This window comes from Agreia sp., from assembly GCF_964263775.1.
In the GTDB taxonomy this organism is placed as follows: Bacteria; Actinomycetota; Actinomycetes; order Actinomycetales; family Microbacteriaceae; genus Agreia.
Genome location: NZ_CAXVWM010000015.1, coordinates 1 through 22899, shown reverse-complemented (window position 1 = coordinate 22899; position 22899 = coordinate 1). Strand labels below are relative to the sequence as shown.

Below are 22899 nucleotides of genomic sequence, written 5' to 3'. Positions count from 1 at the left end.
CTCGGGCTGAGCGATCGGCGATATGTGGGCCCAATCGCGTATGAGCAGACCGTCGACGCGCTCACCGCCCTGGCGACTCGCGCGGCGGCATCCTGGAGCGGACCCTTGGCCACCCCCATCCGCCTCCTGCCCGCCAGCCTCTTCCCCGCAGAGTTGCCGGACGAGTTCGACGAGCCTGTCCGCGTGCCCATTCGACTGCGCCAGGACACGATGGAACCGGCCTTCATCGATTCGCCGGCCGCGATCAGCATCTTCTCGTCCCCGGCGATCCCGGGACGCGCACGGGTCATCCGGCGCGCGGAACCGGCTCGACTCATCCACATCGCGCAAGCAACGTAGACACGACTGCGGCTCCGCCTCCAGGATTCGAACCTAGACCTAACAGCTCCAAAGGCTGTCGTGCTGCCATTACACCAAGGCGGACCGCGCGCTGTGAACAGCACGCATTCTGCAATTCTGCCAGACACGGAGCATGCTGCAGTCACCGGCAAACCATAATGGAGGCGTGCCAGATGCGATTCCCCGAGATTCCGTCGACGGGATCGTCGACGCGTGGGAGCGCGAGCGACCCGACCTCGACTTCGCGCCGATGAAAGTGCTTTCTCGCGTCTGGCGGTTGTCGAGACATCTCGAGCGCACCAGGCGCACGGCCTTCGCCACCAGTGACCTCGAATCGTGGGAGTTCGACGTGCTCTCCGCGCTACGCCGCGCCGGCGAGCCCCACCAGCTCAGCCCCAAGGCATTACTCGAGCAGACCCTCGTCTCGTCGGGCACCATGACCAACCGCATCGATCGGATGTCACGGCGCGGCCTGGTCGAGCGTCGGAGCGATCCACACGACGGCCGGGGAATCCTCGTGTCGATGACCGACGAGGGCCGCGAGCGCGTCGACGGCGCCGTCGACGCCCTGCTAACGGCCGAGGGTGAACTGCTCCGCAACCTCACCAGGTCCGATCAGGAGCGCATCGCCTCGCTCCTGCGCAAACTCAGCGTCGACTTCGACTAGGTGGTTCGCCCTATTCTTCGTCGTTTCGGCGTGCTCGCGTCTGCCCTCCTGACCCTCACCCTTCTCTCGATGGGTGTCGGCCACGCCGACCCGGCCAGTGCGCGGGCGGATGCCGCATCCAGCGCCCCGACGCCCGTCGCGGTCTTCGCCGACACAGCGGCGCGGCTGGTCGAGGCCGTGACTCCCCCGGAGTTCGATGCGGGTTTCATCATCTCCGACGAGCTCTTCTACGACGGCGGCGCGCTCGATGCCGACGAGGTGCAGGCCTTTCTCGACGATCAGGTTCCGGCCTGCGCTTCGGGCGTGGTCTGTCTCGCCGACTACACGCAGAAGACGGTCACGCGGCCTGGCGACGACGTCTGCAATGCCTACCGGGGACGCGAGTCGGAGACCGGTGCCGAGATCATCGCGAGGGTCGGCCTCGCCTGCGGCATCAGCCAGAAGGCGCTTCTGGTGCTGCTGCAGAAAGAGCAGTCGCTGGTGCGCGACACCGCGCCGAGCGCCGGTGACTTCTCGTTCGCCACGGGCTACGCGTGCCCCGACACGGCGGCCTGCGATGTGGAGTACTCGGGCTTCTACAACCAGGTCTACTGGGCGGCGTGGCAGCTCAAGCGCTACGCGAACCCTCCTGGAACGAGCGAATTCTTCACGAGTCGGCCAATCGGCGAGCCGAGCCCGATCGCCTACAACCCCGAACGCTCGTGCGGCGACGGCGCCGTGACGCTGAAGAATCTCGCCACCGCGGCGCTCTACTACTACACGCCCTACCAGCCGAACCCGGCGGTCATCGCGGGCAGCACAGACGACGCGTGCGGCGCCTTCGGCAACCTCAATTTCTGGCGCTTCTACTCCGAGTGGTTCGGTGACCCCACCGCACCCTCGATGACGCAGGGCGCGCTCGAGAGCGTCTCGGTCGTGCGCGGCCGAATCATCGCCGAGGGCTGGGCGGTCGATCCCAGCTCGGTGCGGGCATCCAATTCGGTGCGAATCACGGTGACGGATGCGGCCGGCCGAATCGCCACGACGACGGTCAAGGCCGCCTCGACGTCAGGGGGCGCGCTGTCTGTGAGCTCGCTCGCGGGCCGCGATCACGGCTTCAGCGGGGGAACCGCGCTCGAGGCCCAGGGCCTCATCCGCGTGTGCGTGGTGGCACTGAACCTCGAAGGAACGTCGTCGAGCAACGAACCGCTCGGCTGCGCGACCGTCTTCGCGCTGACGCCGTAACAACGCACTGACGCGCCGTAGCTACGCCCTGACGCGCCGTAGCGGAGCTAGTCGGTTCCCGAGTCGAACGCCGCGCCCTCGGACGCGAGGTCCGTGGCGCGGTCGAGGGCCTCGTCGCCGTCGGACTGCTCGGCGGCATCGAAGATCTCAGAGGATTCGCCCTGTTCGAGTTGCCCGACGAGCTCGGCCGTCGCGCCGCCCACGATGCCGGCGGCAGCGTACTGCTCGAGCCGCGCACGCGAATCCGCGATGTCGAGGTTGCGCATCGTGAGCTGGCCGATACGGTCGTCGGGTCCGAAGGCGGCGTCGCCGACGCGTTCCATCGACAACTTGTCGGGGTGGTAGCTGAGGCTGGGGCCCGTGGTGTCGAGGATCGTGTAGTCGTCGCCGCGCCGCAGCCGCACGGTGACCTCGCCCGTGACGGCCGAGCCGACCCAGCGCTGAATGGATTCGCGCAGCATGAGCGCCTGCGGGTCGAGCCAGCGGCCCTCGTACATCAGGCGGCCGAGGCGGCGGCCCTCGGAGTGGTAGCTCGCGATGGTGTCTTCGTTGTGCACTGCGTTGAGCAGGCGCTCGTAGGCGATGTGCAGCAGTGCCATGCCCGGAGCCTCGTAGATGCCGCGGCTCTTGGCTTCGATGATGCGGTTCTCGATCTGGTCGCTCATGCCGAGTCCGTGCCGCCCGCCGATGGCGTTCGCCTCGAGAACGAGAGCTACGGGGTCAGAGAACTCGACGCCGTTGATGGCGACCGGGCGACCGGCGTCGAAGCGCAGGGTGACGATTTCGGAGGCGATCTCGACGTCGTCGCGCCAGAAGGCGACACCCATGATGGGCTCGACGATCTCGATGTTGGCGCTGAGTTCTTCGAGCCGCTTGGCCTCGTGGGTGGCGCCCCAGATGTTGGCGTCGGTGCTGTAGGCCTTCTCGACCGAGTCGCGGTAGGGGAAGCCTCGGGCGACGAGCCACTCGCTCATCTCGGTGCGGCCGCCGAGTTCGCCGACGAAGTCGGAGTCGAGCCAGGGCTTGTAGATGCGCAGGCGCGGGTTGGCGAGCAGGCCGTAGCGATAGAACCGCTCGATGTCGTTGCCCTTGTAGGTGGAGCCGTCGCCCCAGATGTCGACGCCGTCTTCTTTCATGGCACGCACGAGCAGGGTGCCGGTGACGGCGCGGCCCAGCGGCGTCGTGTTGAAGTAGGTGCGGCCGCCCGAGCGGATGTGGAAGGCGCCGCACGCGAGCGCCGTGAGGCCCTCTTCGACCAGCGCCGACTTGGCATCGACGATGCGCGCCAGCTCGGCGCCGTACTCGAGGGCACGGGCCGGAACGCGGTCGATCTCGGGCTCGTCGTACTGCCCGATGTCGGCCGTGTAGGTGCACGGAACGGCACCCTTCTCGCGCATCCACGCGACGGCGACGGAGGTATCGAGACCGCCGGAGAATGCGATGCCGACTCGTTCGCCGACCGGGAGACTGCTCAAGACTTTAGACACAGGTCAATCCTAGGAGAGGTCAGCCCTCGAGAAGTTCCGTCAGCTCGAGCCAGCGCAATTCGACCGTGTCCATCTGGTCGCGAAGACCCTGGACTTTCGTCTGCAGCTCGCCGAGGCCGGAGTAGTCGTTCTGGTCGTGCTTGGCGAACGCGACGTCCATCTCGGCGATCTGGGTGCCGAGCTTCTCCATCTTGCGGCCGGCCGCCGCCAGCTCCTTCTGGGCGCTGCGCAACTCGGCACCCTGAAGCCCGGTCTTCTTGGCAGGCGCGTCTGCGGGTCCGCCCGCGGCGATGCGCGCCTGCTCCTTCTGCTGCGCGAGGCGCAATTCGAGGTATTGGTCGACCCCACGCGGAAGGTGCGTGAAGCCGCCGTTCATGACGGCGTACTGATTGTCTGTGACGCGCTCGAGCAGATAGCGATCGTGGCTCACGACCAGAAGCGTTCCCGCGTAGGAGTCGAGCAGGTCTTCGATCGCCGCGAGCATATCGGTGTCGAGGTCGTTGGTGGGCTCGTCGAGAATGAGCACATTGGGCTCGTCGAGAATGATGAGCAGCAGTTGCAGTCGTCGCTTCTGGCCACCCGAGAGGTCTTTCACTGGGGTCGACAGCTGGGCGCTGGTGAAGCCCACGCGCTCGAGCAGCTGCCCCGGCGTCATCTCCTTTCCGCCCGAGACGTATGAGCTCTTCTGCCTGCCGATCACCTCGCTGACCCGGTCGTTCCAGATGTCTTCGAGTTCGAAGAGTTGCTGCGTGAGCGTCGCCACCTTGATGGTCTTGCCGCGCTTGACCTTCCCCGAGGTGGGCAGCAGGGTTCCCGAGACCAGGCTGAGCAGCGTGCTCTTGCCGGCGCCGTTGACACCCAGGATGCCGGTGCGCTCGCCGGGCGCGATGCGCCAGGTCACGTCATGCAGCACCTTCTTGCCGAAGTCGTACTGAACCGAGATGTTCTCGAGGTCGACCACGTCTTTGCCGAGTCGCTGCATGGCCATCGCGGCGAGAGACACCTTGTCGCGCACCGGGGGCTCGTCTTCGATGAGGGCGTTGGCCGCGTCGATGCGGAATTTGGGTTTGGCCGTGCGGGCCGGGGCGCCGCGGCGCAACCAGGCGAGCTCTTTCTTCATGAGGTTCTGGCGCTTGGCCTCACTGGTGGCGGCCATGCGGTCGCGCTCGACGCGCTGCAGGATGTACGCCGCGTACCCGCCCTCGAAGGGTTCGATCAGCCGGTCGTGCACCTCCCAGGTGGCGGTGCAGATCTCATCGAGGAACCACCGGTCGTGAGTGACGACCATGAGTCCGCCGGAGTTCGTGGCCCAGCGTTTGCGCAGGTGCTGCGCGAGCCACGCGATGCCCTCGACGTCGAGGTGGTTGGTGGGCTCGTCGAGAAAAATCACGTCGTGGTCGCCTATGAGCAGCTTCGCCAGTGCGATGCGTCGGCGCTGCCCACCCGAGAGGCTCGACACGAGCACGTCCCACGGGATGTCTGACGCCAGTCCCGAGATCACGTCGCGGATGATGGGATCACCGGCCCAGAGATGCTCGTCGATGTCGCCGACGATGGTCTCTTTGACCGTCAGCTCGCCGTCGAGGTCGTCTGACTGATCGAGCATGGCGAGGGTCACTCCGTTGCGGCGCGTGACTCGTCCGCCGTCGGGTTCGATCCGGCCGGCGAGCAGCCGGAGCAGCGTCGACTTGCCGTCTCCGTTGCGACCCACGATTCCCACGCGGTCGCCCTCGTTGAGACCGATGGTCACGGAGTCGAAGATGACACGCGTCGGATATTCGAGATGGAGCGATTCCGCTCCCAGTAGATGGGCCACCTGTCGAGGGTACCCGCGAACGGGGAACCGCCCGTGCGGTCAGCCCAGAAAACGCCTGACGACCGAGTCGAGGGCGCGCGCCGTGAGCGTGACCGATTCGAGATCTATGTGCTCGTCGTTGCCGTGGATGAGGTGCCGGAACCGGCCGTAGTCCCATCGTCTCGACAGCACCGAGAAACCGTAGGCACGCCGACCCTTCGCCCGGTAGAAGCGGGCATCGGATCCGCCGGCCGCGATGATCGGCAGCGGCGCCGCCCCGGGATACGCCTCGTCGATGACGGCGGCGAGCACCTCGAACAGCGGCGTGTTCGTGGGCGACACGTTGGCGGGGCTGAACGATGCACCCACGACGTCGACGATCTCGATGTGCTCCATCAGGTCGCCGAGCGCGGCCGTGACGTAGGCGTCGACTGCCTCAGGAGAGATGCCGGGCAGCTGCCTGATGTCGAGGTCGATGCTGGCTTCGCCCGGGATGACATTGATCGCGTCGCCGGCGCGGATCACGTTGGGCGAGATGGTCGTGTGCGTCGTGGCGTGCGCGTAGCCCGCCAGCTCGCCGAGCGCCGGAAGGGCACCGAGGATCTCGGCCACCGAGGTGAGGCGACGCGACACGTCGGCGTCGAGGTCGAGCGCGTCGACGTAGCGCGGCCAGTACTCGCCGATGACGGCGCGCGGCGCGAAGCGGGTCAACCGCATCACGGCCTCGGCCGCGATGACACCGGCGTTCGACGATCCCCACGGTGCCGAGCCATGTCCGGGGATGCCGCGGATCAGCAGTCGACGACGGGCCAGCCCTTTCTCGCCCACGGTGACCGTCACGGAGTGCGGGATGCCGGTGGATCCGCCCACGGGCACGCCGCCCGATTCCGTGAGCACGTAATCGGCATCGATGAGGTCGGGGTGGTGCTGCATCAGCCACTCGATGCCGAGGCGGCTGCCGCCCTCTTCGTCGGCCACCGCCACGAAGACGAGGTCGCCGCGCAACGCACGCTTCTCGGATGCGACGGCTCGGGTCGCCGCCGCGTACGCGGCGGTCAGATAGAGCATGTCGAGGGTGCCGCGGCCGTAGAGTTCGTCGCCCACGATGTCTGCGGCGAACGGGTCGTGGCTCCAGCCGCCGTGCATCACCGGCACGACGTCGATGTGGCCGACCAGGGCCAGCGAGGGGGCTGTCGGGTCGGTGCCGGGGATGCGCACGACCAGGGTCGCCCGACCGGGAGCCGATTCGATGACGACGGGATCGACGTCGACGCCCTCGAAGAAGCGGCGCAGCACGTCGGTGTTCCTGACCTCCTGGCCCGATGCGTAGGTTCCGTCGTTGACGCACGCACTGCGGATGAGCTCACGCAGCAGTGCGAGCGCCTCGTCGCCGAGAGCTGGGGAGTCTGTCATCACTCCAACTTATCGCCCCCGCGACACGCGTCTCGTCGTGGGGCGCCCCGCGCGCCGGTAGCGTGAATGCATGCCCGACGAAACGACAGCCGAACTCATCGACGCCCACCTGCTCACGGTCGAAGACTTTCCGAGCGAGGGCATCCTCTTTCGCGACGTGACGTCGGTGTACGCGAACGGCGAAGCCTTCGCCTCCGTCGTCGACGCGTTCGCCTCCCACGACTGGGGCCAGGTGGATGCCGTGCTCGGCATCGAGGCACGCGGATTCGGCATCGCCGCGGCCATGGCCTACGCCCGCGGCGTGGGCATGGTGTCGGTGCGCAAGGCCGGCAAGCTGCCCGGCGAACTGCTGAGCGAGGACTACGCGCTCGAGTACGGCACCGCCACGCTGCAAGTGCAGCCGAATGTGATTCCGCGCGGATCGCGCGTCGTCATCCTCGATGATCTCCTGGCAACCGGAGGCACACTCGCGGCCGTGGTGAGACTCGCCGAGCGCGCCGGCTGGATCGTCGCCGGCATCGGGGTCGTCATCGGTCTCGAGGGCCTGGGCGGACGCGCGGCGCTGCCTGAACACACCGTCTTCGAGCTCAGCATCTACCCGGCGTCGTAGCCCGCGCGCCCACCTGGGTCGCGCTTCTGAGCAGATCACCAAGGTGAGCCGTCCCGTAGCGTCGTCGTGCCCATCCCGACGCACCGGGTGGGCGTATCGGCGCCACTCAAGAAGTGAACCGTGTTCGTGTGGCGCGGACTCGTTCCTCGCCCGCTACTCGATCAGCTCAGGAACTCAGTCGCCCACGACGCGGGCGCCGTGCACCGGTCCGGTGACACGAACCACCCGGTGCCGCGCGGCGCTCAGTGCGATCTGCAGCTCGAGCGCGGAGTCGAGGTTCTCGGCGAGAAAAGCGACGGTCGGTCCGGATCCTGAGACGATTCCCGCGAGCGCACCGTTCTCCTCACCGAGCTCGAGGATGCCGGTCAGCGCCGGGTTCAGATGCAGCGCCGGAGCCTGCAGGTCGTTGTACAGGGCGTCGGCGAGCACGAGGGCGTCGCCCGAGCGCAGCGCCTGCAGCACGGTCGTGTCGACGGTCGGCTGCGTCTGCGCAGGAAAGATGTCTTGCGCGTGCCGATCGCGGTGCCGGTCGAGTTCGCGATAGACCTCGGGAGTGCTCGATCCGAAGTCGGCGAGCACCAGCACCCAGTGGAAGGAGCCCTTGGCGAGCGCCGGGCTCAGCTGGTCGCCGCGTCCCGTTCCGATCGCGGTTCCGCCCGTGAGGGCGAAGGGAACGTCGGCTCCGAGGCGTGACGCGAGCGCGAGGAGCTCCTCTCGACCGATGTCTGTGCCCCAGAGGGTGTCGCACGCCACGAGGGTTGCCGCCGCATCGGCCGATCCCCCGCCCATGCCGCCGGCTATGGGAACATTTTTTTCGATCTCGAGGTGCACGCCCCCGCGGTAGCCGGCTGTGCGCGCCAGCATGCGCGCCGCGCGAATGGCGAGGTTCGTGCCATCGACCTCGAGGCCCGAGCAGTCGATGCTGCCACCGAAGGCGACCGAGAAGTCGTCCGAGATCGTCGCCCGCACATTCTCATAGAGCGAGACGGCCTGGTAGGCCGTGGCCACGTCGTGGTATCCGTCATCCATCACCGCCCCGACTTTCAGAAAGACGTTGATCTTTCCCGGCGCCCGAACGTGCACTGTCGACAGTGCCCTCTGAGTGACCATGCACACAACCTATCTGCAACCGGCAGGCCGATCCGACCGGAGCACACCGACGATCGACTACGCCCGACCGAGCCCGGCCAGCACCGAGACGAAGTCGGCGAGGAACGCCTGCCTGTCGACATCGAGCACGACCCGGGTGTCGGGGGCCGGTGTGATCGGCCAACTCACGGGCAGGCCCTCGTGGGTTCGCACGAGGTGCGCGCGGGTGGCGAAGCCGTCGGTCGTGATGTTGACGGGCCCTGTCAGCGACGAAGTGATCCATTCGGGCTGCACGAGGAGCGCGGCCGCCAGTCCGTCGTGCGCGGGCGAGACCCTGCGTCCCCATGAGAACTGGTAGAAGTCCATGTAGGCCTCGAGAATGTCGGCCGAGAACGTGCCCCATTCGGTTCCCGCGCGGTGCAGCGCCTGCACGGCCGCCTCATCGACGATCGTACCGGCGGTCACGTTCACCCCGACCATCACGAGGTTCGTACGGGGAGCCGCGAATACCAGGGCGGCGGCGGCTGCGTCGTTGTGGATGTTCGCGTCGACAATCTGCACGGTGCCGAGCGGCGGGAACGGGCCGGAGCCGCCCATGATCACCGTCGAGCGGAACAGGGTCAGCAACTCGGGTTCGATCTCGAGCGCGAGCCCCACATTCGTGAGCGGTCCGATCGGCAGCAGGTCGTAGTAGCCCGGGCGGGAGCGGGCGAGCTCGACGAGCAGCTCGGCCGACGACAGGGGAGACAGGTTGCGGGGCACGAGCTTCTCGCCGTAGAGATCGCCGAGGCCGTCGCCGCCGTGCACGTGGCCCGCGATGCGCGGCTCGCCGTTGATGGGACCTGCTGCTCCCCGCGCGACCAACGTGTCTTCCAGCCCGGCGGTCCTCAACACCCGGGCGATGTTCGCGACCGCGTCCTCCACGGGCGTGTTGCCGTAGACGCTGGTGATCGCGGAGATCTCGGCGTCGTCGCGGCCCGCGAGGTAGAGAAGCGCGAGGGCGTCGTCGATGCCCGTGTCTGTGTCGACGATGATGTGGCGAACGTCGCGCCGCGAGGCTTCGGTCATGCGTGGGTCTCCTGAGCGATGAGGGTGTGCGTGCGGCGTCGTGTCACGGCGATGCGCATGATGACGAGAACGACGAGGGTAATGGCGTAGGGCGCGGCGTCGGTGAGCTGCTGCGGCGCGCCGATACCCTGCAGCCGGAAGCCTAATGCCTCGGCCGCGCCGAATCCGAGGCAGGCCACGGGCAACCAGAAGGCCCTGTTCGCCACGAGGATCACTGCGGCGACGGCGATCCAGCCGCGTCCGGCCGTCATGTTCTCGGTGAACAGGGTCACGTTGCCGAGCGACAGCTGGGCTCCGGCCAGTCCGCAGAGTCCGCCTCCGAGGATGGTGACCCACGTCTGGTACCGGGCGACGCCGATGCCCAGCGTGGCCGCGGCATCCGGATGCTCGCCCACGCCACGTAGGCGCAGGCCGCCGGGTGTGAATCGCAGCCACAGGCCCGCCGCGATGATGAGCACGAACGCCAGCGGCACCAGAACGGACTGGCCCGCGAGGATGTCACCGATCACGGGGATTCCGGCGAGGAAGGGCATCGTGCCGATGCCCTTCAGGCCCTGCGGCGCGAACGATCCCGACGTGTCGAAGAGCACCCGCAGCAGAAAGCCCGTGAGGCCGAGCGAGAGCAGGTTGGTGCCGATCGCGATGATGATCGGGTCGGCCTTCCAGCGCGCGGCCCCCACGGCGAGGATCACCGAGTAGAGCGCCGTCGAGATCACCGCGACGAGCACGCCCGCCCAGGCGTTGCCGGTGTAGTAGCTGCCCGCGACCGCGGCGAACGCGCCCCAGAGCATCTGGCCCTCGAGCGCGATGTTGAACACGCCGGCCTGCGCGCACAGGGCCCCGGCGAGGGCGGCGAACAGAATGGGCGTCGCACCGGTCAGCACGGCGGCGACGAAGCTCCACTCGAAGATGCTCATCAGCTGTCCTTTGCTGCGCCGGCCCGGCGGCGGTCGAGAACCACGCGCAGGGCGAGGATCACGATGACCACTCCCTGGAGCACGTCGGAGAGTTGGCGGGGAACGTCGGCCGTGCGCTCCATGCTCGCGCCGCCCACCTGAAGGATCGTGAAGAGGATTGCGGTGACCGGAACGAGGGCGGGCCGGCCCCCGGCGAGGAGTGCCGCGGCGAGACCCGCAAACGTGTAGCCGGGCGAGATCAGTGCGCCATCGATGAAACGGTACGGAGACGAGAGCACGATGATCGCGCCGACGAGGCCAGCCACGGCACCCGCAGAACCCATCGCTCCGAGCGCGAGACGGCCCGGCTTGAGGCCCGCGTACTCGCCGAAGCGGCGGTTCGCCCCCACGACGCGCACCTCGAAGCCCACGGCCGAGCGCGAATCGACCACGTAGAAGATCACCATGACGGCGATGATGAGCAGCAGCCCGACGCTCGTGTAGCGCAGGTCGCCGAGGCTCCAGATGTGCGCATCCTCCGGCAGCACCGGGGTCTGCGCGTTGCCCGATCCTTTCTCCGCGAGAGGAAAGCGCACGAGGTACGACGCCACGGCCACGGCCACCGGCGAGAGCAATAGGGTCGAGATGATGATCGGGATTCCGAAGCGTGTGGACAGCGGCGCAGACACGGCCGCGAAGCCGCCGCTCACGAACATCGCCGCGATCAGGGCGAGCGGCACGGCCACGATTCCGGGCAGGCCGAGCTGACTGGCCACCACATAGGCGGTGATGCCGCCCAGCACGAGCTGGCCGTTTCCGCCGAGGTTGAATTCGCCCATGCGCAACGGGATGGCCGCGACCAGGCCCATGCCGCAGATGAAGCCCCACACCGAGAACGTGTAGTCGAGGTTGCGCACGTCGAGCGAGCCCCGCAGAACGGCCGCGTAGGCGTCGAGCGGATTGAGCCCTGCCGCCAGGATGACGACGGCCCCGATGAGGATTGCGAGCACCACGGCCCCGATGGGAACGACGGCGGGATGACGGGTCAGGCGCGCGATCATGCGGTCCACCCCTCGCCGGCCGCGGCGGCCGCTCCGGCCATGGCCGCACCGATGCGCTCGGCGCTCGCCTGCGACCGGTCGAACTCGGCCACGATCTCGCCGGCGAACATCACGAGCACCCGGTCGGCGAGAGCCAGCAGTTCCGAGATCTCGTGCGAGACGAGCAGGATTCCACGGCCAGACGCCCGGTAGTCGAGCAGGCGCCCGTGGATGGCCTCGATGGCCCCCACGTCGACGCCCTGGGTGGGCTGCTCGGCGATGAGCAGCGGCGCATCGAACGAAAGCTCGCGGGCGATGACGACCTTCTGCGCGTTTCCGCCCGAGAGCGACCCGACCGGCTGCTTCTCGGTCGAGGTGCGGATGTCGTACGACGCGATCTGCTCGCGCGCACGTGCGCGGGCGGCGACCAGCGACATCCAGCCCGTGCCGAAGCCCATCGCCCGACCGATCGGCGGCTGCCTGTGGTGGCCGAGCGAGAGGTTCTCGGTGATCGACATGGTGACCGCGCTTCCCTCTCCGCGCCTGTCTTCGGGAATCACGGCGAGCCCCGTGGCTCGACGGGCGGCGACAGAGGCACCCGTCACGTCGTGATCGCCGAGCCGGATGCGCCCGGCCGAGACGGGGGTCGTGCCGAGGATGGCGGCCACGAGGTCGTGCTGGCCGTTGCCCGACACTCCGGCGATGCCGACGATCTCGCCCCCGCGCACCGAGAGCGAGACGTTCGAGACCCGCTCGATCCGCGCATCCGTCACCGACACCCCCTCGACCTCGAGGACTGTCTCGCCGAGGGTTCCCGTTCCGGGGTTGGCGACGACCTCGACCTCGCGGCCGGTCATGGCATGCACCAGCTCGGCCGAGGTGGTGTCGGCCGTGACGAAACGACCCGAGACCCGGCCGTCGCGCAGCACGGTGACCTCGCTCGACACGTCGAGCACTTCCTGAATCTTGTGGGTGACGAGAACCACGGTCGTGCCAGACCCCGCCGCCCGCCTGATCACGGTGAACAGCGACGTGACCTCTGAGGGCGTGAGCACTGCCGTCGGCTCGTCGAGGATGAGGATTCGAGCGTCGCGATGCAGGGCCTTGAGTATCTCGACGCGCTGCCGGGCTCCGGCCGACAGGTCCCCGACCCGGGCCTGCGGATCCGTGTCGAGGCCGTAGCGCTCGGCCAGGCCGCGCACCCGCGAGTTAGCCGCGGCGCGATCGATACGACCGCCGCGGGTCGGCTCGGCGCCGAAGACCACGTTCTCAGCCACGGTCATCGAGTCGAAGAGCCGAAAGTGCTGGTGCACCATTCCGAGCCCCGCGGCGATCGCGTCGAGCGGACTCTCGAAGGAGCGCGCCTCGCCGTCGACGACGATCTCGCCCGAATCCGGGCGCACGAGACCGAACAGGATCGACATCAGGGTCGACTTGCCCGCACCGTTCTCGCCCATCACGGCATGCACGGCGCCCCGGGCCAGCACGAGGTCGATGCCGTCGTTCGCCACGACGGCACCGAACCTCTTGCTGATCGCTCTCAGTTCTACTGCGGCAGTGCTCATCCGGCGGTGAGGGGGTCCTCGACGGTGATCTCTCCCGAGACGATCTGGTCGCGCACTTCGGCGACCTTCTCGATCACATCGGGGTGCTCGGCGATGAGGCACTTCGACGACGCAACATCGTCTTCGAGGCCCGTGACGCCCACTCCGCCCTCGGCCAGGCCGTACGACTTGAAGCCGCCGCCGTTGCCCGCGAAGATGTCCTTCACCGCGTTCTCGACAGCGATGTCGACCCGCTTGATCGAGTTGTCGACGACGTTTCCGGGCGACTCGAGGCACTGGTTGGAGTCGACGCCGAAGGCCTTGAAGCTGCCCGCGGCTGCAGCCTCGAACACCCCGAGGTTTCCGGCCGAGGCGGCGGCGTTCACGTAGTCGGCGCCCGAGTCGGCGATGATCTGAGCCTGAGCCTTGGCGCGGGCCTGATCACCGAAGGGGTTGTCGCCGCCCACGTACTGCTGGGTCGTCCTGACCTCGGGGTTCACGCTCGTGGCACCCGCGAAGAACGGGTCGATCCAGCGGTGGATGAACGGGGTGTCGAGTGCGCCGATCGCACCGATGCTGTCGGACTCGGTGAGCAGGCCCGCCTCGACGCCGATCAGGTAGTTCGCCTCGTATTCCTTGAACACGGCGGCGGTGAGGTTGTCGGTGGGCTTCTCGGCCGACGTGTCGATCAGCAAGAACTCCTGGTCGGGATTGTCGGCCGCGGCGGCCGTGACCTGGTCGAGCACGCTGAACGAGACCCCGATGATCACGTCGGGCGCGGCGCGAACGGCCTCGTCGATGTTCTGCTGGATCGACGCCGGGTCTTTGCTCTCGTAGATGTCGACGGTGGCGTCGTTCGCCTTGCCCGCGGCCTCTGCACCCTCGACGGCGAGCTTCAGAAAGTTGTTCGAGCCGACGGCGGTCGGCGTGATGAGGATGATCGACTTGTCACCCGACGCGTCGTCGGACGAGCCGGAGTCGGAAGACGACGAGCACGCGGAGACGCCCGCGACGAGCGCGACCGTGATGGCGACGACGCCGAGGCGCCGGGTGAGAGTGAACATGGATGTCTCCAGGGTTGCTGTCGGGGAGGGGGTGCCTCCCCACGCTAGCAAGCGACCCGGCGGTCAATTCACTTCCTCGTCACACACGGTAACGAGTTCAGGCGCCTTCGGCCGAGGCACGCCCGATGCGGTGAAAATCGGCCATGGTCAACGCTTCGCCGCGCATCGTGGGCTCGACGCCGGCGCGCTCGAGCACCTCTTGGGCGTGCTGGGTGTCACCGAAGACGGGAATGAGCGACTGGCGCAGCATCTTGCGGCGCTGCTGGAACGCAGCGTCGACCACCTCGAAGGTGCGCACGCGCACCTCTTCCGTGTCGGGTAGGGCCTCGTGCCGCTCGAACGAGACGAGAACGGAGTCGACGTTCGGAACAGGCCAGAACACCTGCCGGCTGACGGTGCCGCTCGTCTTCCAGTCGCCGTACCAGGCGGCCTTCACGCTCGGGCCGCCATAGATCTTCGATCCGGGCACTGCCGCGAGCCTGTGCCCGACCTCGGCCTGCACCATGACAACGCCCGATCGAATAGACGGAAAGTGCTCGAGAAAGTGCAGCAGCACGGGCACCGACACGTTGTACGGCAGGTTGGCGACGAGGCGCACCGGCGCATCCGGCAGGCTCTGGATGCTCATGGCATCGTCGCGCACGACCGTCAGGCGGGCATCCGGCTGCAGCGCACGAACGGTGTCGGGCAGCTGGGCGGCGAGCCGCTTGTCGATCTCGACGGCCACGACCGCGGCTCCGGCCTCAAGGATGCCGAGGGTCAGCGACCCGAGGCCGGGCCCGACCTCGACGACGGTCTCCCCCTCCTGCACCCCGGCGACGCGCACGATGCGCCGCACGGTGTTGCCGTCGATCACGAAGTTCTGCCCGAGCTTCTTCGTGGGGGTCAGGTCGAGCAGCTCCGCCAGGTCGCGGATCTCGGCCGGCCCGAGCAGCTTCGAGTCGGCCTGCCCTTCGCCGGACTCAGAAAGCGAGGTCACTCGGCTGTCACCGGCTCGGAATCCCAGGTACCGTAGACGAGTTCGGTGTTCGAGGTGATCTGGGCGGCCAGCATCGACACGTCGGTGCCGAGGTGGGCCGCCATGAACCGCAGCGTGTACGGCAGCAGGTAGGGAGCGTTGGGTCGCCCGCGCAACGGTGTCGGGGTGAGGTATGGCGCATCCGTCTCGACCAGCAGCAGCCGGCGCGGAGCCACCTCGAGAGCATCGCGAAGATTCTCGGCGTTCTTGAACGTGACCGTTCCGGCGAACGACATGTACCATCCGTTGTCGGCGCAGATGCGGGCCATCGCGCCGTCGCCCGAGTAGCAGTGGAACACGGTGCGCTCGGGAGCCCCGACCCGCAGCAACGTCTCGATCACGACGTCGTGCGCGTCGCGATCGTGGATCTGCAGTGCGAGGCCGTTCTCTTTGGCGATCTCGATGTGCGCCTCGAACGAGCGCAACTGGGCCGCGCGACCGTCTTCGCCCGTGCGAAAGAGGTCGAGCCCGGTCTCGCCGACGGCCCGCACGCGCGGACGCGTCGCCAGCTCGGCGATCACGGCGAGCGCGTCGTCGAGCTCGCCCGCCGCGTCGAGCCGCGGCGCCTCATTCGGGTGGATGGCGACGGCCGCCAGCATGCGCGGCTCGCGCGCCGCCTGCTCGGCCGACCAGATGCTGGATTCGACGTCGCCGCCGACCTGCACGACTCCCCGAACGCCGACGCTCGACGCCCGGTCGAGCTGCTCGAGGTAGTCGAGCTGTTCGCGTTCCGGCCCCTCACCCACCTCGTTCCCTGAGCCTGTCGAAGGGGGTGGTGGGTCGAGGTGGGTGTGGTTGTCGTACACGCCCACCACGAGGGGCTCGGGCAGCGGCGGGTAGCTGTGGTCGGTGGGCACGGTTACGCGGCCGACCCGTCGGTCTCGGTGACCTCGATGCGAGGAAAAAGAGGCTCGAGCGGGTGAACCGACGGGCCCCCGGTCCACTCGGACGCCTGCCTGATCGGCACGTCGGCGACGACGCCGTCTCCCGACAGCGCGGTCCACAGTTTGGCCGAGGCCACCGGAATGACGGGTGAGAGAAGCACGGCGAGCGTTCCGATTCCCCGCACGGCCGTATTCAGCACCGTACCGAGGCGTTCCCTCTTCGCCGGGTCTTTCGACAGCTTCCAGGGCTCCTGCAGTGTGATGTAGCCGTTGAGCTCGTCGACGAGTTGCCAGATCGAGGCGATGGCCTCGTGGATGGCGAGTCGCGAGATGGCCTCGTCGGCCGCGGCCGTCACCCGCAGCTCGGTGTCGCGGATCGCGGTGTCCGCCGCATCCAGAACCCCGGCCGAGGGAATGACGCCGTCGACGTAGCGGGTGACCATGGCGATCACGCGCGAGGCGAGGTTGCCGAAGCCGTTGGCGAGCTCGGCCTGGTAGCGGGCCGACAGGTCTTCCCAACTGAACGAGCCGTCTTGACCGAAGTTGATCGCGCGCAGAAAGTAGTAGCGGAACGCGTCGGAGCCGAACGTGTCGGTGATCTGGTTCGGCGCGATGCCGGTGAGCTTCGACTTCGACATCTTCTCGCCGCCGACGAGCAGCCAGCCGTGGCCGAAGACCTGCTTCGGAACCTCGAGCCCCGCGGCCATGAGCATCGCCGGCCAGATGACGGCGTGAAAGCGGGCGATGTCCTTTCCGACGATATGCGTGGCGGGCCAACGCCTCGCGAACGCCTCGTCGTCGTAGCCGTAGCCCGCCGCCGTGATGTAGTTGAGCAGCGCGTCGAACCACACGTAGACGACGTGGGAATCGTCCCACGGAACCTTGATGCCCCAGTCGAACGTCTGGCGCGAGATAGAGAGGTCGGTGAGGCCGCGGCGCACGAACGACACGATCTCGTTGCGCACGCTCTCGGGCTGGATGAAGTTCGGGTTCTCCTCGTAGAGGTCGAGTAGCCGCTGGCTGAAGTCGCTCATGCGAAAGAAGTAGTTGCGCTCTTTCAGCAGCTCGACGGGCTTCGAATGGATCGCGCAGACCATCTGGCCCTCGTAGGCTCCGGTGCCGTCGACGAGGTCGCTGTCGGCCTTGTACTCCTCGCAGCCCACGCAGTAGTAGCCCTCGTATTCGCCGGTGTAGATGTACCCGGCATCGAAGAGCCGCTGCAGAAAGAGCTGCACGTTGACCTCGTGACGCTCCTCCGTCGTGCGGATGAAGTCGTCGTTCGAGATGTCGATCGTCTTGAGCAGGGGCTGCCACGCGCTGTCGACCAGGCGGTCGGCCCACTCCTTGGGCGTGACGCCGTTGGCTGTGGCCGTGCGCAAAATCTTCTGACCGTGCTCGTCGGTTCCGGTCAGGAACCAGGTGTCGTCACCTGCCTGCCTGTGCCAGCGCGCCAGCACATCGGCGGCCACCTCTGTATAGGCGTGCCCGATGTGAGGCACGTCATTCACATAGAAAATAGGCGTGGTGATATAAAACGAGGAGCCGTCGGACATGCTCACCATCATAAAGGCGCGGCTGGAGCGCACCTCCCCTGTTACGCCCTACAGCAGGGGCAGCTGCGCCTGCTCGTTCGCGGGGGTGCGGCCCGTGCGCTGGGCCAGCGCCGCCTCGTAGAGATCTCGTCGCGACAGACCGGTCGCCTCGGCGATCGCGGCCGATGCGTCCTTCAGCCGAGTGCCGTCGGCGACGAGCTCGAGCACCTGCTCCACGCCGGTCGCCAGATCGACCTCGAGTGGCTGCGCCCCGGCGATCACGATCACGATCTCGCCCTTGACGCCCTCGTTCGCCCACTCGGCGAGTTCTGATGCCGTGCCGCGCTTCACCTGCTCGTACAGCTTGGTGAGTTCCCGCGCCACCGCCACGCGGCGGTTCGCGCCGAGGGCCGTGGCGATGTCGGAGAGGGCTGCGCCTATGCGGTTAGGCGACTCGAAGAACACCATGGTGCGCTGTTCGCGCACCAGCGCGCCGAGGGTCTGCAGCCTCTCGCCCTGCTTGCGCGGCAGGAACCCCTCGAACGTGAAGCGATCGGTCGCAAGTCCCGACACCGCGAGCGCGGTCAACACAGCCGAAGGCCCGGGAATGGCCGTCACTTCCACGCCCGCGGCCACGGCTGCGGCCACGAGGTGGAATCCCGGATCGGAGACGGTCGGCATTCCCGCGTCGCTCATCACCACCAGGTCGGCCGTGCGCGCGAATTCCACCAGCTCCGCCGCCTTCTCCCGCTCATTGTGGTCGTGCAGGGCGACGAGGCGCGGCCTGTTCTGCAGCTTGAGCGCGCGGAGCAGCTTGATGGCCACCCTCGTGTCTTCGGCGGCGATCAGCTCGCAGGCCTCGAGGGTCTCGATCAGTCGCAGCGACGCATCCTTGAGATTGCCGATGGGCGTGCCCGCAAGAATGATCATCGTTCCAGCGTATCGAGCGGCGACGCCTCGCACGCCGGTCGGGTAGCATCGGGCCGCGGCGAGACGAAAGGCACGGATGATGAAATCGGATCGACGCTCCCTCGTCGGAACCCTGTGGCACAGTCCCCTGCTGCGCTTCGGGGTGATCGGAGGCCTGAACAACCTGCTGTCGTATGGCATCTTCGCCGCCCTGACCCTTGCAGGAATGCCGCCGATCGCGGCGGCCACGATCACCTACGCGACAGGCATGGTCATCAGCTACCTGGCCAATCGGTCCTTCACGTTTCGTCACTCGGGCAGCGCGAGGCGTTCCGTTGTGAGGTTCGTCGTGGTGAACGCCGTCGGCTACGCCCTGAACGTCGCGATCCTCGCCTTCTTCGTCGAGCTGATCGGCTTCAACGCGCTCGTCGTGCAGCTGGGCGCCATCGTCGTCGTCGCGACCGGAATCTATCTCGCGATGCGCTTCTGGGTCTTCCGCGCGACCAGTGGCCCCGACGCATGATTGGCCGGTGTCTGCCGAGACACCTACGATTGGGCAGGTGACCGACCCCCGCACCCCGATCGATGTCGACGAGATGGTCGCGGTGCAGACCGAGTCGCAGGCCGAGGCAGAACCCGAGCCGACCGGCTCTCGGCTCGACGACTGGTGGGCTCGCGTGCTCTCCACCCCCGGTCGCCAACGCCTCTGGGCGTGGGGCGGGCCGATAGCGGTCACCCTGCTGGGCGCCATCCTGCGCCTGGTCAACCTGGGGCATCCGCACTCGCTCGTGTTCGACGAGACGTTCTACGTCAAAGACGCCTACACGACTCTGCGCAACGGCTACGAGTCGACCTGGCCGCCCGACGCCGACGAGGCCTTCAACGCCGGCGACACAGACGGCTTCCTGCAGCAGGGGTCATTCGCCGTGCATCCCCCGCTGGGCAAATGGGTGATCGCTATGGGGCTGGCGGTCTTCGGCGCCGACTCGAGCGTCGGCTGGCGCATCTCCGTCGCGGTCTGCGGAATCCTGCTCGTTCTGCTGACCACGCTCATCGCGAAGAAGCTGTTCCGCTCCACCTTTCTCGCGACCGTTGCCGGGTTCCTCATCGCCATCGACGGCCACGCCATCGTCATGAGCCGGGTCGCCCTGCTCGACGGCATCTTCGCCCTCATCGCCCTCGCCGGGGTCGGCGCAGTACTGATGGATCGGGAGTGGCACAGCCGCCGTCTCGATGTAAAGCTGATGGCCGCCCAGAAACGCGGCCGGGTTCCGAAGTGGGGCCCCGCGATCTGGTGGCGCCCGTGGGTGCTGGCCGCGGGTATCCTGTTCGGGCTCGCGTCGAGCGTGAAGTGGTCGGGGCTCTACTTTCTCGCGGCCTTCGCCGTCTACCTCATCGTCGTCGACGCCCTCGCGCGCCGTCGTGCAGGCCTGCCCCTGTGGGCCGCGGGTGCGATCCTCAAGCAGGGCCCCGTCACGTTCGTGCTCACCGTGCCGATCGCCATCATCGTCTACCTCTCGACGTGGTCGGGATGGTTTCTCACCTCGGGCGGAATGTACCGGCAGTGGGTGCAGGCCTCGGGCGAATACTGGACCGGCCCGCTCGCCTGGGTTCCCCACTGGGCGCAGAACTTCTGGCACCTCGAGGCCGCGGTGTACAACTACCACGTCAACGAGCACACGCCGCATCCCTACCAGGCGAACCCGCTCACCTGGCTGTTCCTCATCCGGCCCACGCAGATGTACATCCGCACCATCGAGGGCGGCCAGGGTGGCTGCGGCGCTGACACCTGCTACGAGAACATCACCTCGATCGCCAACCCCGTCATCTGGTGGGCGGCAACGGCCGCGCTGCTCTACCTCGTGTACCGCCTGATCCGCACGCGCGAGTGGGTCGTGGGCTTCATCCTCATGGGCATGGTCGCCGGCTACCTGCCGTGGCTGATGTACCTCAACCGCACGATCTACCAGTTCTACACGATCGCCTTCGAGCCCTACCTGATTCTCGGACTGGTCTTCGTGATCGGCCTGGCGCTGGGCAGACGCACCGATCCTCGATGGATGCGTGTGGGCGGCGTGCGAGCCGTCATCGCGTTCCTGGCGATCTGCTCGGTCGTGACCGCCTTCTTCTATCCCGTGTGGACAGCGCAGTCGATTCCTGGCTGGCTTCTGTCGCTGCACTACTGGCTGCCGACCTGGCGATGACTCGCGGGGGTCTTCCGGCCTGGCTTCCGGGCATGCTCGTCGCGGCAAGCGCGGCGTTCGTCGCGTTCTTACTCCACCTCGCCGTTCCCGCCATTCCACTGCTCACGGCCTCGGTCGCGCTCGGCATGATCGTGGCGCAGCTTCCGGCCCTGCGACCCCCGCTCGACGGCCCGATGAAGGCCGGGCTCTCGCTCTCGGCGCGGCGTCTCCTGCGAATCGGCATCGTTCTGCTCGGCCTCAAGCTCAGCCTCGTCGACATCGCCGGCCTCGGCCTCGTCACGATCATCGCGATCGTGCTCGTGGTCGTGCTCACGTTCGGCGTCACGCTGCTGCTCGGCCGGATGCTCGGCCTGCCCGGCTACCAGCCGCTGCTCATCGCCGCGGGATTCTCGATCTGCGGCGCCTCCGCGGTGGGGGCCATGAGCGCGGTCACGCGTGCGAAAGACTCGGAGAGCGCGACGCCGATCGCACTCGTCACGCTCTGCGGCACCCTCGCGATCGTGCTGCTCCCCCTCGCCCGCATCCCGCTCGGATTCGATGCGACCGAGTTCGGAACCTGGGTCGGCCTCAGCGTGCACGACGTGGGCCAGGTCGTCACGACCGCCCAGATCGCCGGGCCGGTCGCCCTGGCCGCCGCGGTCGTGGTGAAGCTCACCCGCGTTCTCACGCTCGCCCCGATGGTGGCGATCGTGGGCGCCGTCGAGCGACGCCGCACCGTCGCTTTCGACGCGGCATCCGGTTCGACCGACGCCGCCGACGCACGTCCGACGAAACGACCGCCGATCGTGCCGCTGTTCGTTCTCGGCTTTCTCGCTGCTGTGCTGGTGCGCACGTTCGTTCCCGTGTCCGACGAGGTGCTCGAGGTGGCCGACGTGCTGCAGACGGCCCTTCTCGCCACGGCGCTCTTCGCGCTCGGCACGGGCATCCGGTTCAGAGAATTGGCACGCACGGGCTGGCAGGCCCTGATCGTGGGCCTAGGCTCGTGGATCTTCATCGCCGCACTGTCGGTCATCACGGTCTGGGTGACCGCCGACCTCAGCGCAGTGGCGGTGCAACGGCAGTGATTTGGCCGATTGCGTCGAGCGTTCAGGCGATCCAGTGGCGTGGTCGGCTGAGGGCAGCCGGTAGGAGGGTTGCGTTGTCGCCCTGAGCCGCATCGACTTGCAATTGTGTGAGAAACAGCGCATTCGAAAGATCTGCTCCGTCGAGCCGGGCGTCCCGAAGATCTGCACCGAGAAGGTCGACACCCGCGAGATCGCTCTGTCGAAGATCCGCGGCGATGAGGTAGGCGCCGCGGAGATCGGCGCCGCACAGTCGAATCGATCGCAGGTCGCGACCGACCAGGTCGGCCGACGGACGCAGGTCGCTCATGTCGGCTTCGGCAGCGGCATAGCCGCCCCGCGCCTCGTCGCTCACCTCGATCAACACCTGCCGCACCGCTGCGCGAATGTGCTCGACATCAGACGTGATGATCTCTGACGCATCGTGGGCGAGCGTCTGCAGGATTTCGTCTCGGAGCTGGTTCACCGGCTCTGAAAGCTCTGAGGTGGTAGCCCGTTCGGCGGCTTCGACGAGATACCAGAGCATCTCGTGCAACTGCCGCACGACGGCGAATGCACTGAACATGTCTGCGCTCGTATCGGGGCGTTCCCTCCAGCTTGTTGCGCCGAAGAGAGTGCGAGACACGTATTGGCCTGCGCCGAAGCAATCGAATACGGTGCACCCGCGAAAGCCTCGTGGCCGCAGAGAGTCGTGGATGGAGCAGGAAAATTCATCGGTGAGATTCACGCAGGGTGTACCCGACGGCTTGTCGATCGCAAAGTCGGCAGATTTCTGAAAGCCGAAGGCTGTGCAGCAGAGAGCGAAGCAGTCAGCGCAATTCGCACGCAGGGCTGAGCGGTCGTCGGGGGGTAGGTCGAACGAGTCGGTGAACGTCATGAGTGAAAGGTCTTTCTACGGTGGTTTCGGAAGGGGGCCCGGGTTTAGGGGAACTCCGTCAGGAGCTCCCCTTTTCGGGCACACGAAATCACCGCCCCTATTGGAGGAGCGAACGGGTGTCGCTGAATGGACTCTGGGTCACAGAGAGAAAGAAAGTTTCACTGATGTCAGGGTAACG

General features: G+C 67.4%; 21 protein-coding genes and 1 tRNA gene. 7 read left to right on the top strand and 15 right to left on the bottom strand.

The window, feature by feature from the left end:
• The first annotated feature begins 24 nt into the window (after positions 1 to 24).
• Complete coding sequence (locus ACE5CZ_RS01680; RefSeq protein ID WP_374945624.1) at positions 25 to 339, top strand: hypothetical protein; 315 nt, start codon at positions 25 to 27, stop codon at positions 337 to 339.
• 12 nt (positions 340 to 351) lie between these two features.
• Here ACE5CZ_RS01680 and ACE5CZ_RS01675 read toward each other — a convergent pair.
• Positions 352 to 423 (bottom strand) — tRNA-Gln (locus ACE5CZ_RS01675).
• Positions 424 to 505: 82 nt separating this feature from the next.
• Between ACE5CZ_RS01675 and ACE5CZ_RS01670 the strand changes: the two genes are divergently transcribed.
• On the top strand, positions 506 to 1006 hold the full coding sequence (locus tag ACE5CZ_RS01670; protein WP_374945623.1) for a MarR family winged helix-turn-helix transcriptional regulator: 501 nt from the start codon (positions 506 to 508) through the stop codon (positions 1004 to 1006).
• Positions 1007 to 2230, top strand: a complete 1224-nt coding sequence (locus tag ACE5CZ_RS01665; protein ID WP_374945622.1) for a hypothetical protein — start codon at positions 1007 to 1009, stop codon at positions 2228 to 2230. It abuts the gene before it with no gap.
• A 47-nt stretch (positions 2231 to 2277) separates the two neighbouring features.
• On the opposite strand, the gene argG is transcribed toward ACE5CZ_RS01665, so the two are convergent.
• The 3 genes from argG to ACE5CZ_RS01650 are packed head-to-tail and all read right to left on the bottom strand — an operon-like array spanning position 2278 to position 6925.
• Positions 2278 to 3717: an argininosuccinate synthase gene (argG, locus tag ACE5CZ_RS01660; protein WP_374945621.1), complete on the bottom strand. Its 1440-nt coding sequence runs from the start codon at positions 3715 to 3717 to the stop codon at positions 2278 to 2280.
• Positions 3718 to 3736: 19 nt separating this feature from the next.
• A complete protein-coding gene (locus ACE5CZ_RS01655) occupies positions 3737 to 5533 on the bottom strand; it encodes an ABC-F family ATP-binding cassette domain-containing protein (RefSeq protein WP_374945620.1) in 1797 nt (598 codons plus the stop codon).
• 39 nt (positions 5534 to 5572) lie between these two features.
• On the bottom strand, positions 5573 to 6925 hold the full coding sequence (locus tag ACE5CZ_RS01650) for a M20/M25/M40 family metallo-hydrolase (protein WP_374945619.1): 1353 nt from the start codon (positions 6923 to 6925) through the stop codon (positions 5573 to 5575).
• 70 nt (positions 6926 to 6995) lie between these two features.
• Between ACE5CZ_RS01650 and ACE5CZ_RS01645 the strand changes: the two genes are divergently transcribed.
• Positions 6996 to 7535, top strand: coding sequence for an adenine phosphoribosyltransferase (locus ACE5CZ_RS01645; protein ID WP_374945618.1), 540 nt, complete (start codon positions 6996 to 6998; stop codon positions 7533 to 7535).
• Between the two features lie 174 nt (positions 7536 to 7709).
• Here ACE5CZ_RS01645 and ACE5CZ_RS01640 read toward each other — a convergent pair whose 3' ends face one another.
• From ACE5CZ_RS01640 to rsmI, 10 genes are all read right to left on the bottom strand, one after another.
• Positions 7710 to 8645, bottom strand: a complete 936-nt coding sequence (locus tag ACE5CZ_RS01640; protein WP_374945617.1) for a 4-(cytidine 5'-diphospho)-2-C-methyl-D-erythritol kinase — start codon at positions 8643 to 8645, stop codon at positions 7710 to 7712.
• 57 nt (positions 8646 to 8702) lie between these two features.
• A complete protein-coding gene (locus tag ACE5CZ_RS01635) occupies positions 8703 to 9692 on the bottom strand; it encodes a nucleoside hydrolase (RefSeq protein WP_374945616.1) in 990 nt (329 codons plus the stop codon).
• A complete protein-coding gene (locus tag ACE5CZ_RS01630) occupies positions 9689 to 10609 on the bottom strand; it encodes an ABC transporter permease (RefSeq protein ID WP_374945615.1) in 921 nt (306 codons plus the stop codon). Before ACE5CZ_RS01630 ends, ACE5CZ_RS01635 begins: the two co-directional genes overlap by 4 nt.
• Complete coding sequence (locus tag ACE5CZ_RS01625) at positions 10609 to 11649, bottom strand: ABC transporter permease (RefSeq protein WP_374945614.1); 1041 nt, start codon at positions 11647 to 11649, stop codon at positions 10609 to 10611. The genes ACE5CZ_RS01630 and ACE5CZ_RS01625 overlap by 1 nt, the downstream gene beginning before the upstream one ends.
• The gene (locus ACE5CZ_RS01620) at positions 11646 to 13193 is read right to left on the bottom strand and encodes an ABC transporter ATP-binding protein (protein ID WP_374945613.1); all 1548 of its coding nucleotides are present in this window, start codon (positions 13191 to 13193) and stop codon (positions 11646 to 11648) included. Before ACE5CZ_RS01620 ends, ACE5CZ_RS01625 begins: the two co-directional genes overlap by 4 nt.
• On the bottom strand, positions 13190 to 14236 hold the full coding sequence (locus tag ACE5CZ_RS01615; RefSeq protein ID WP_374945612.1) for a BMP family ABC transporter substrate-binding protein: 1047 nt from the start codon (positions 14234 to 14236) through the stop codon (positions 13190 to 13192). The genes ACE5CZ_RS01620 and ACE5CZ_RS01615 overlap by 4 nt, the downstream gene beginning before the upstream one ends.
• Positions 14237 to 14333: 97 nt before the next feature.
• Positions 14334 to 15215, bottom strand: a complete 882-nt coding sequence (gene rsmA, locus ACE5CZ_RS01610; protein ID WP_374945611.1) for a 16S rRNA (adenine(1518)-N(6)/adenine(1519)-N(6))-dimethyltransferase RsmA — start codon at positions 15213 to 15215, stop codon at positions 14334 to 14336.
• Positions 15212 to 16111: a TatD family hydrolase gene (locus tag ACE5CZ_RS01605; protein WP_374945610.1), complete on the bottom strand. Its 900-nt coding sequence runs from the start codon at positions 16109 to 16111 to the stop codon at positions 15212 to 15214. Before ACE5CZ_RS01605 ends, rsmA begins: the two co-directional genes overlap by 4 nt.
• 2 nt (positions 16112 to 16113) lie before the next feature.
• The gene (gene metG / locus ACE5CZ_RS01600; protein ID WP_374945609.1) at positions 16114 to 17691 is read right to left on the bottom strand and encodes a methionine--tRNA ligase; all 1578 of its coding nucleotides are present in this window, start codon (positions 17689 to 17691) and stop codon (positions 16114 to 16116) included.
• A gap of 48 nt (positions 17692 to 17739) precedes the next feature.
• Positions 17740 to 18600, bottom strand: a complete 861-nt coding sequence (gene rsmI / locus ACE5CZ_RS01595; RefSeq protein ID WP_374945608.1) for a 16S rRNA (cytidine(1402)-2'-O)-methyltransferase — start codon at positions 18598 to 18600, stop codon at positions 17740 to 17742.
• 76 nt (positions 18601 to 18676) lie between these two features.
• On the opposite strand from rsmI, the gene ACE5CZ_RS01590 reads away from it, so the two are divergent.
• The 3 genes from ACE5CZ_RS01590 to ACE5CZ_RS01580 are packed head-to-tail and all read left to right on the top strand — an operon-like array spanning position 18677 to position 21847.
• Positions 18677 to 19102, top strand: coding sequence for a GtrA family protein (locus ACE5CZ_RS01590; RefSeq protein ID WP_374945607.1), 426 nt, complete (start codon positions 18677 to 18679; stop codon positions 19100 to 19102).
• Between the two features lie 37 nt (positions 19103 to 19139).
• On the top strand, positions 19140 to 20783 hold the full coding sequence (locus tag ACE5CZ_RS01585; protein ID WP_374945606.1) for a dolichyl-phosphate-mannose--protein mannosyltransferase: 1644 nt from the start codon (positions 19140 to 19142) through the stop codon (positions 20781 to 20783).
• A complete protein-coding gene (locus ACE5CZ_RS01580; protein WP_374945636.1) occupies positions 20780 to 21847 on the top strand; it encodes a YeiH family protein in 1068 nt (355 codons plus the stop codon). Before ACE5CZ_RS01585 ends, ACE5CZ_RS01580 begins: the two co-directional genes overlap by 4 nt.
• Before the next feature lie 22 nt (positions 21848 to 21869).
• Here the strand turns inward: ACE5CZ_RS01580 and ACE5CZ_RS01575 are convergent, their stop codons facing one another.
• Positions 21870 to 22409 (bottom strand): pentapeptide repeat-containing protein, encoded by a 540-nt coding sequence (locus tag ACE5CZ_RS01575; RefSeq protein ID WP_374945605.1) that lies wholly within the window; start codon positions 22407 to 22409, stop codon positions 21870 to 21872.
• Between the last annotated feature and the right edge of the window lie 490 nt (positions 22410 to 22899).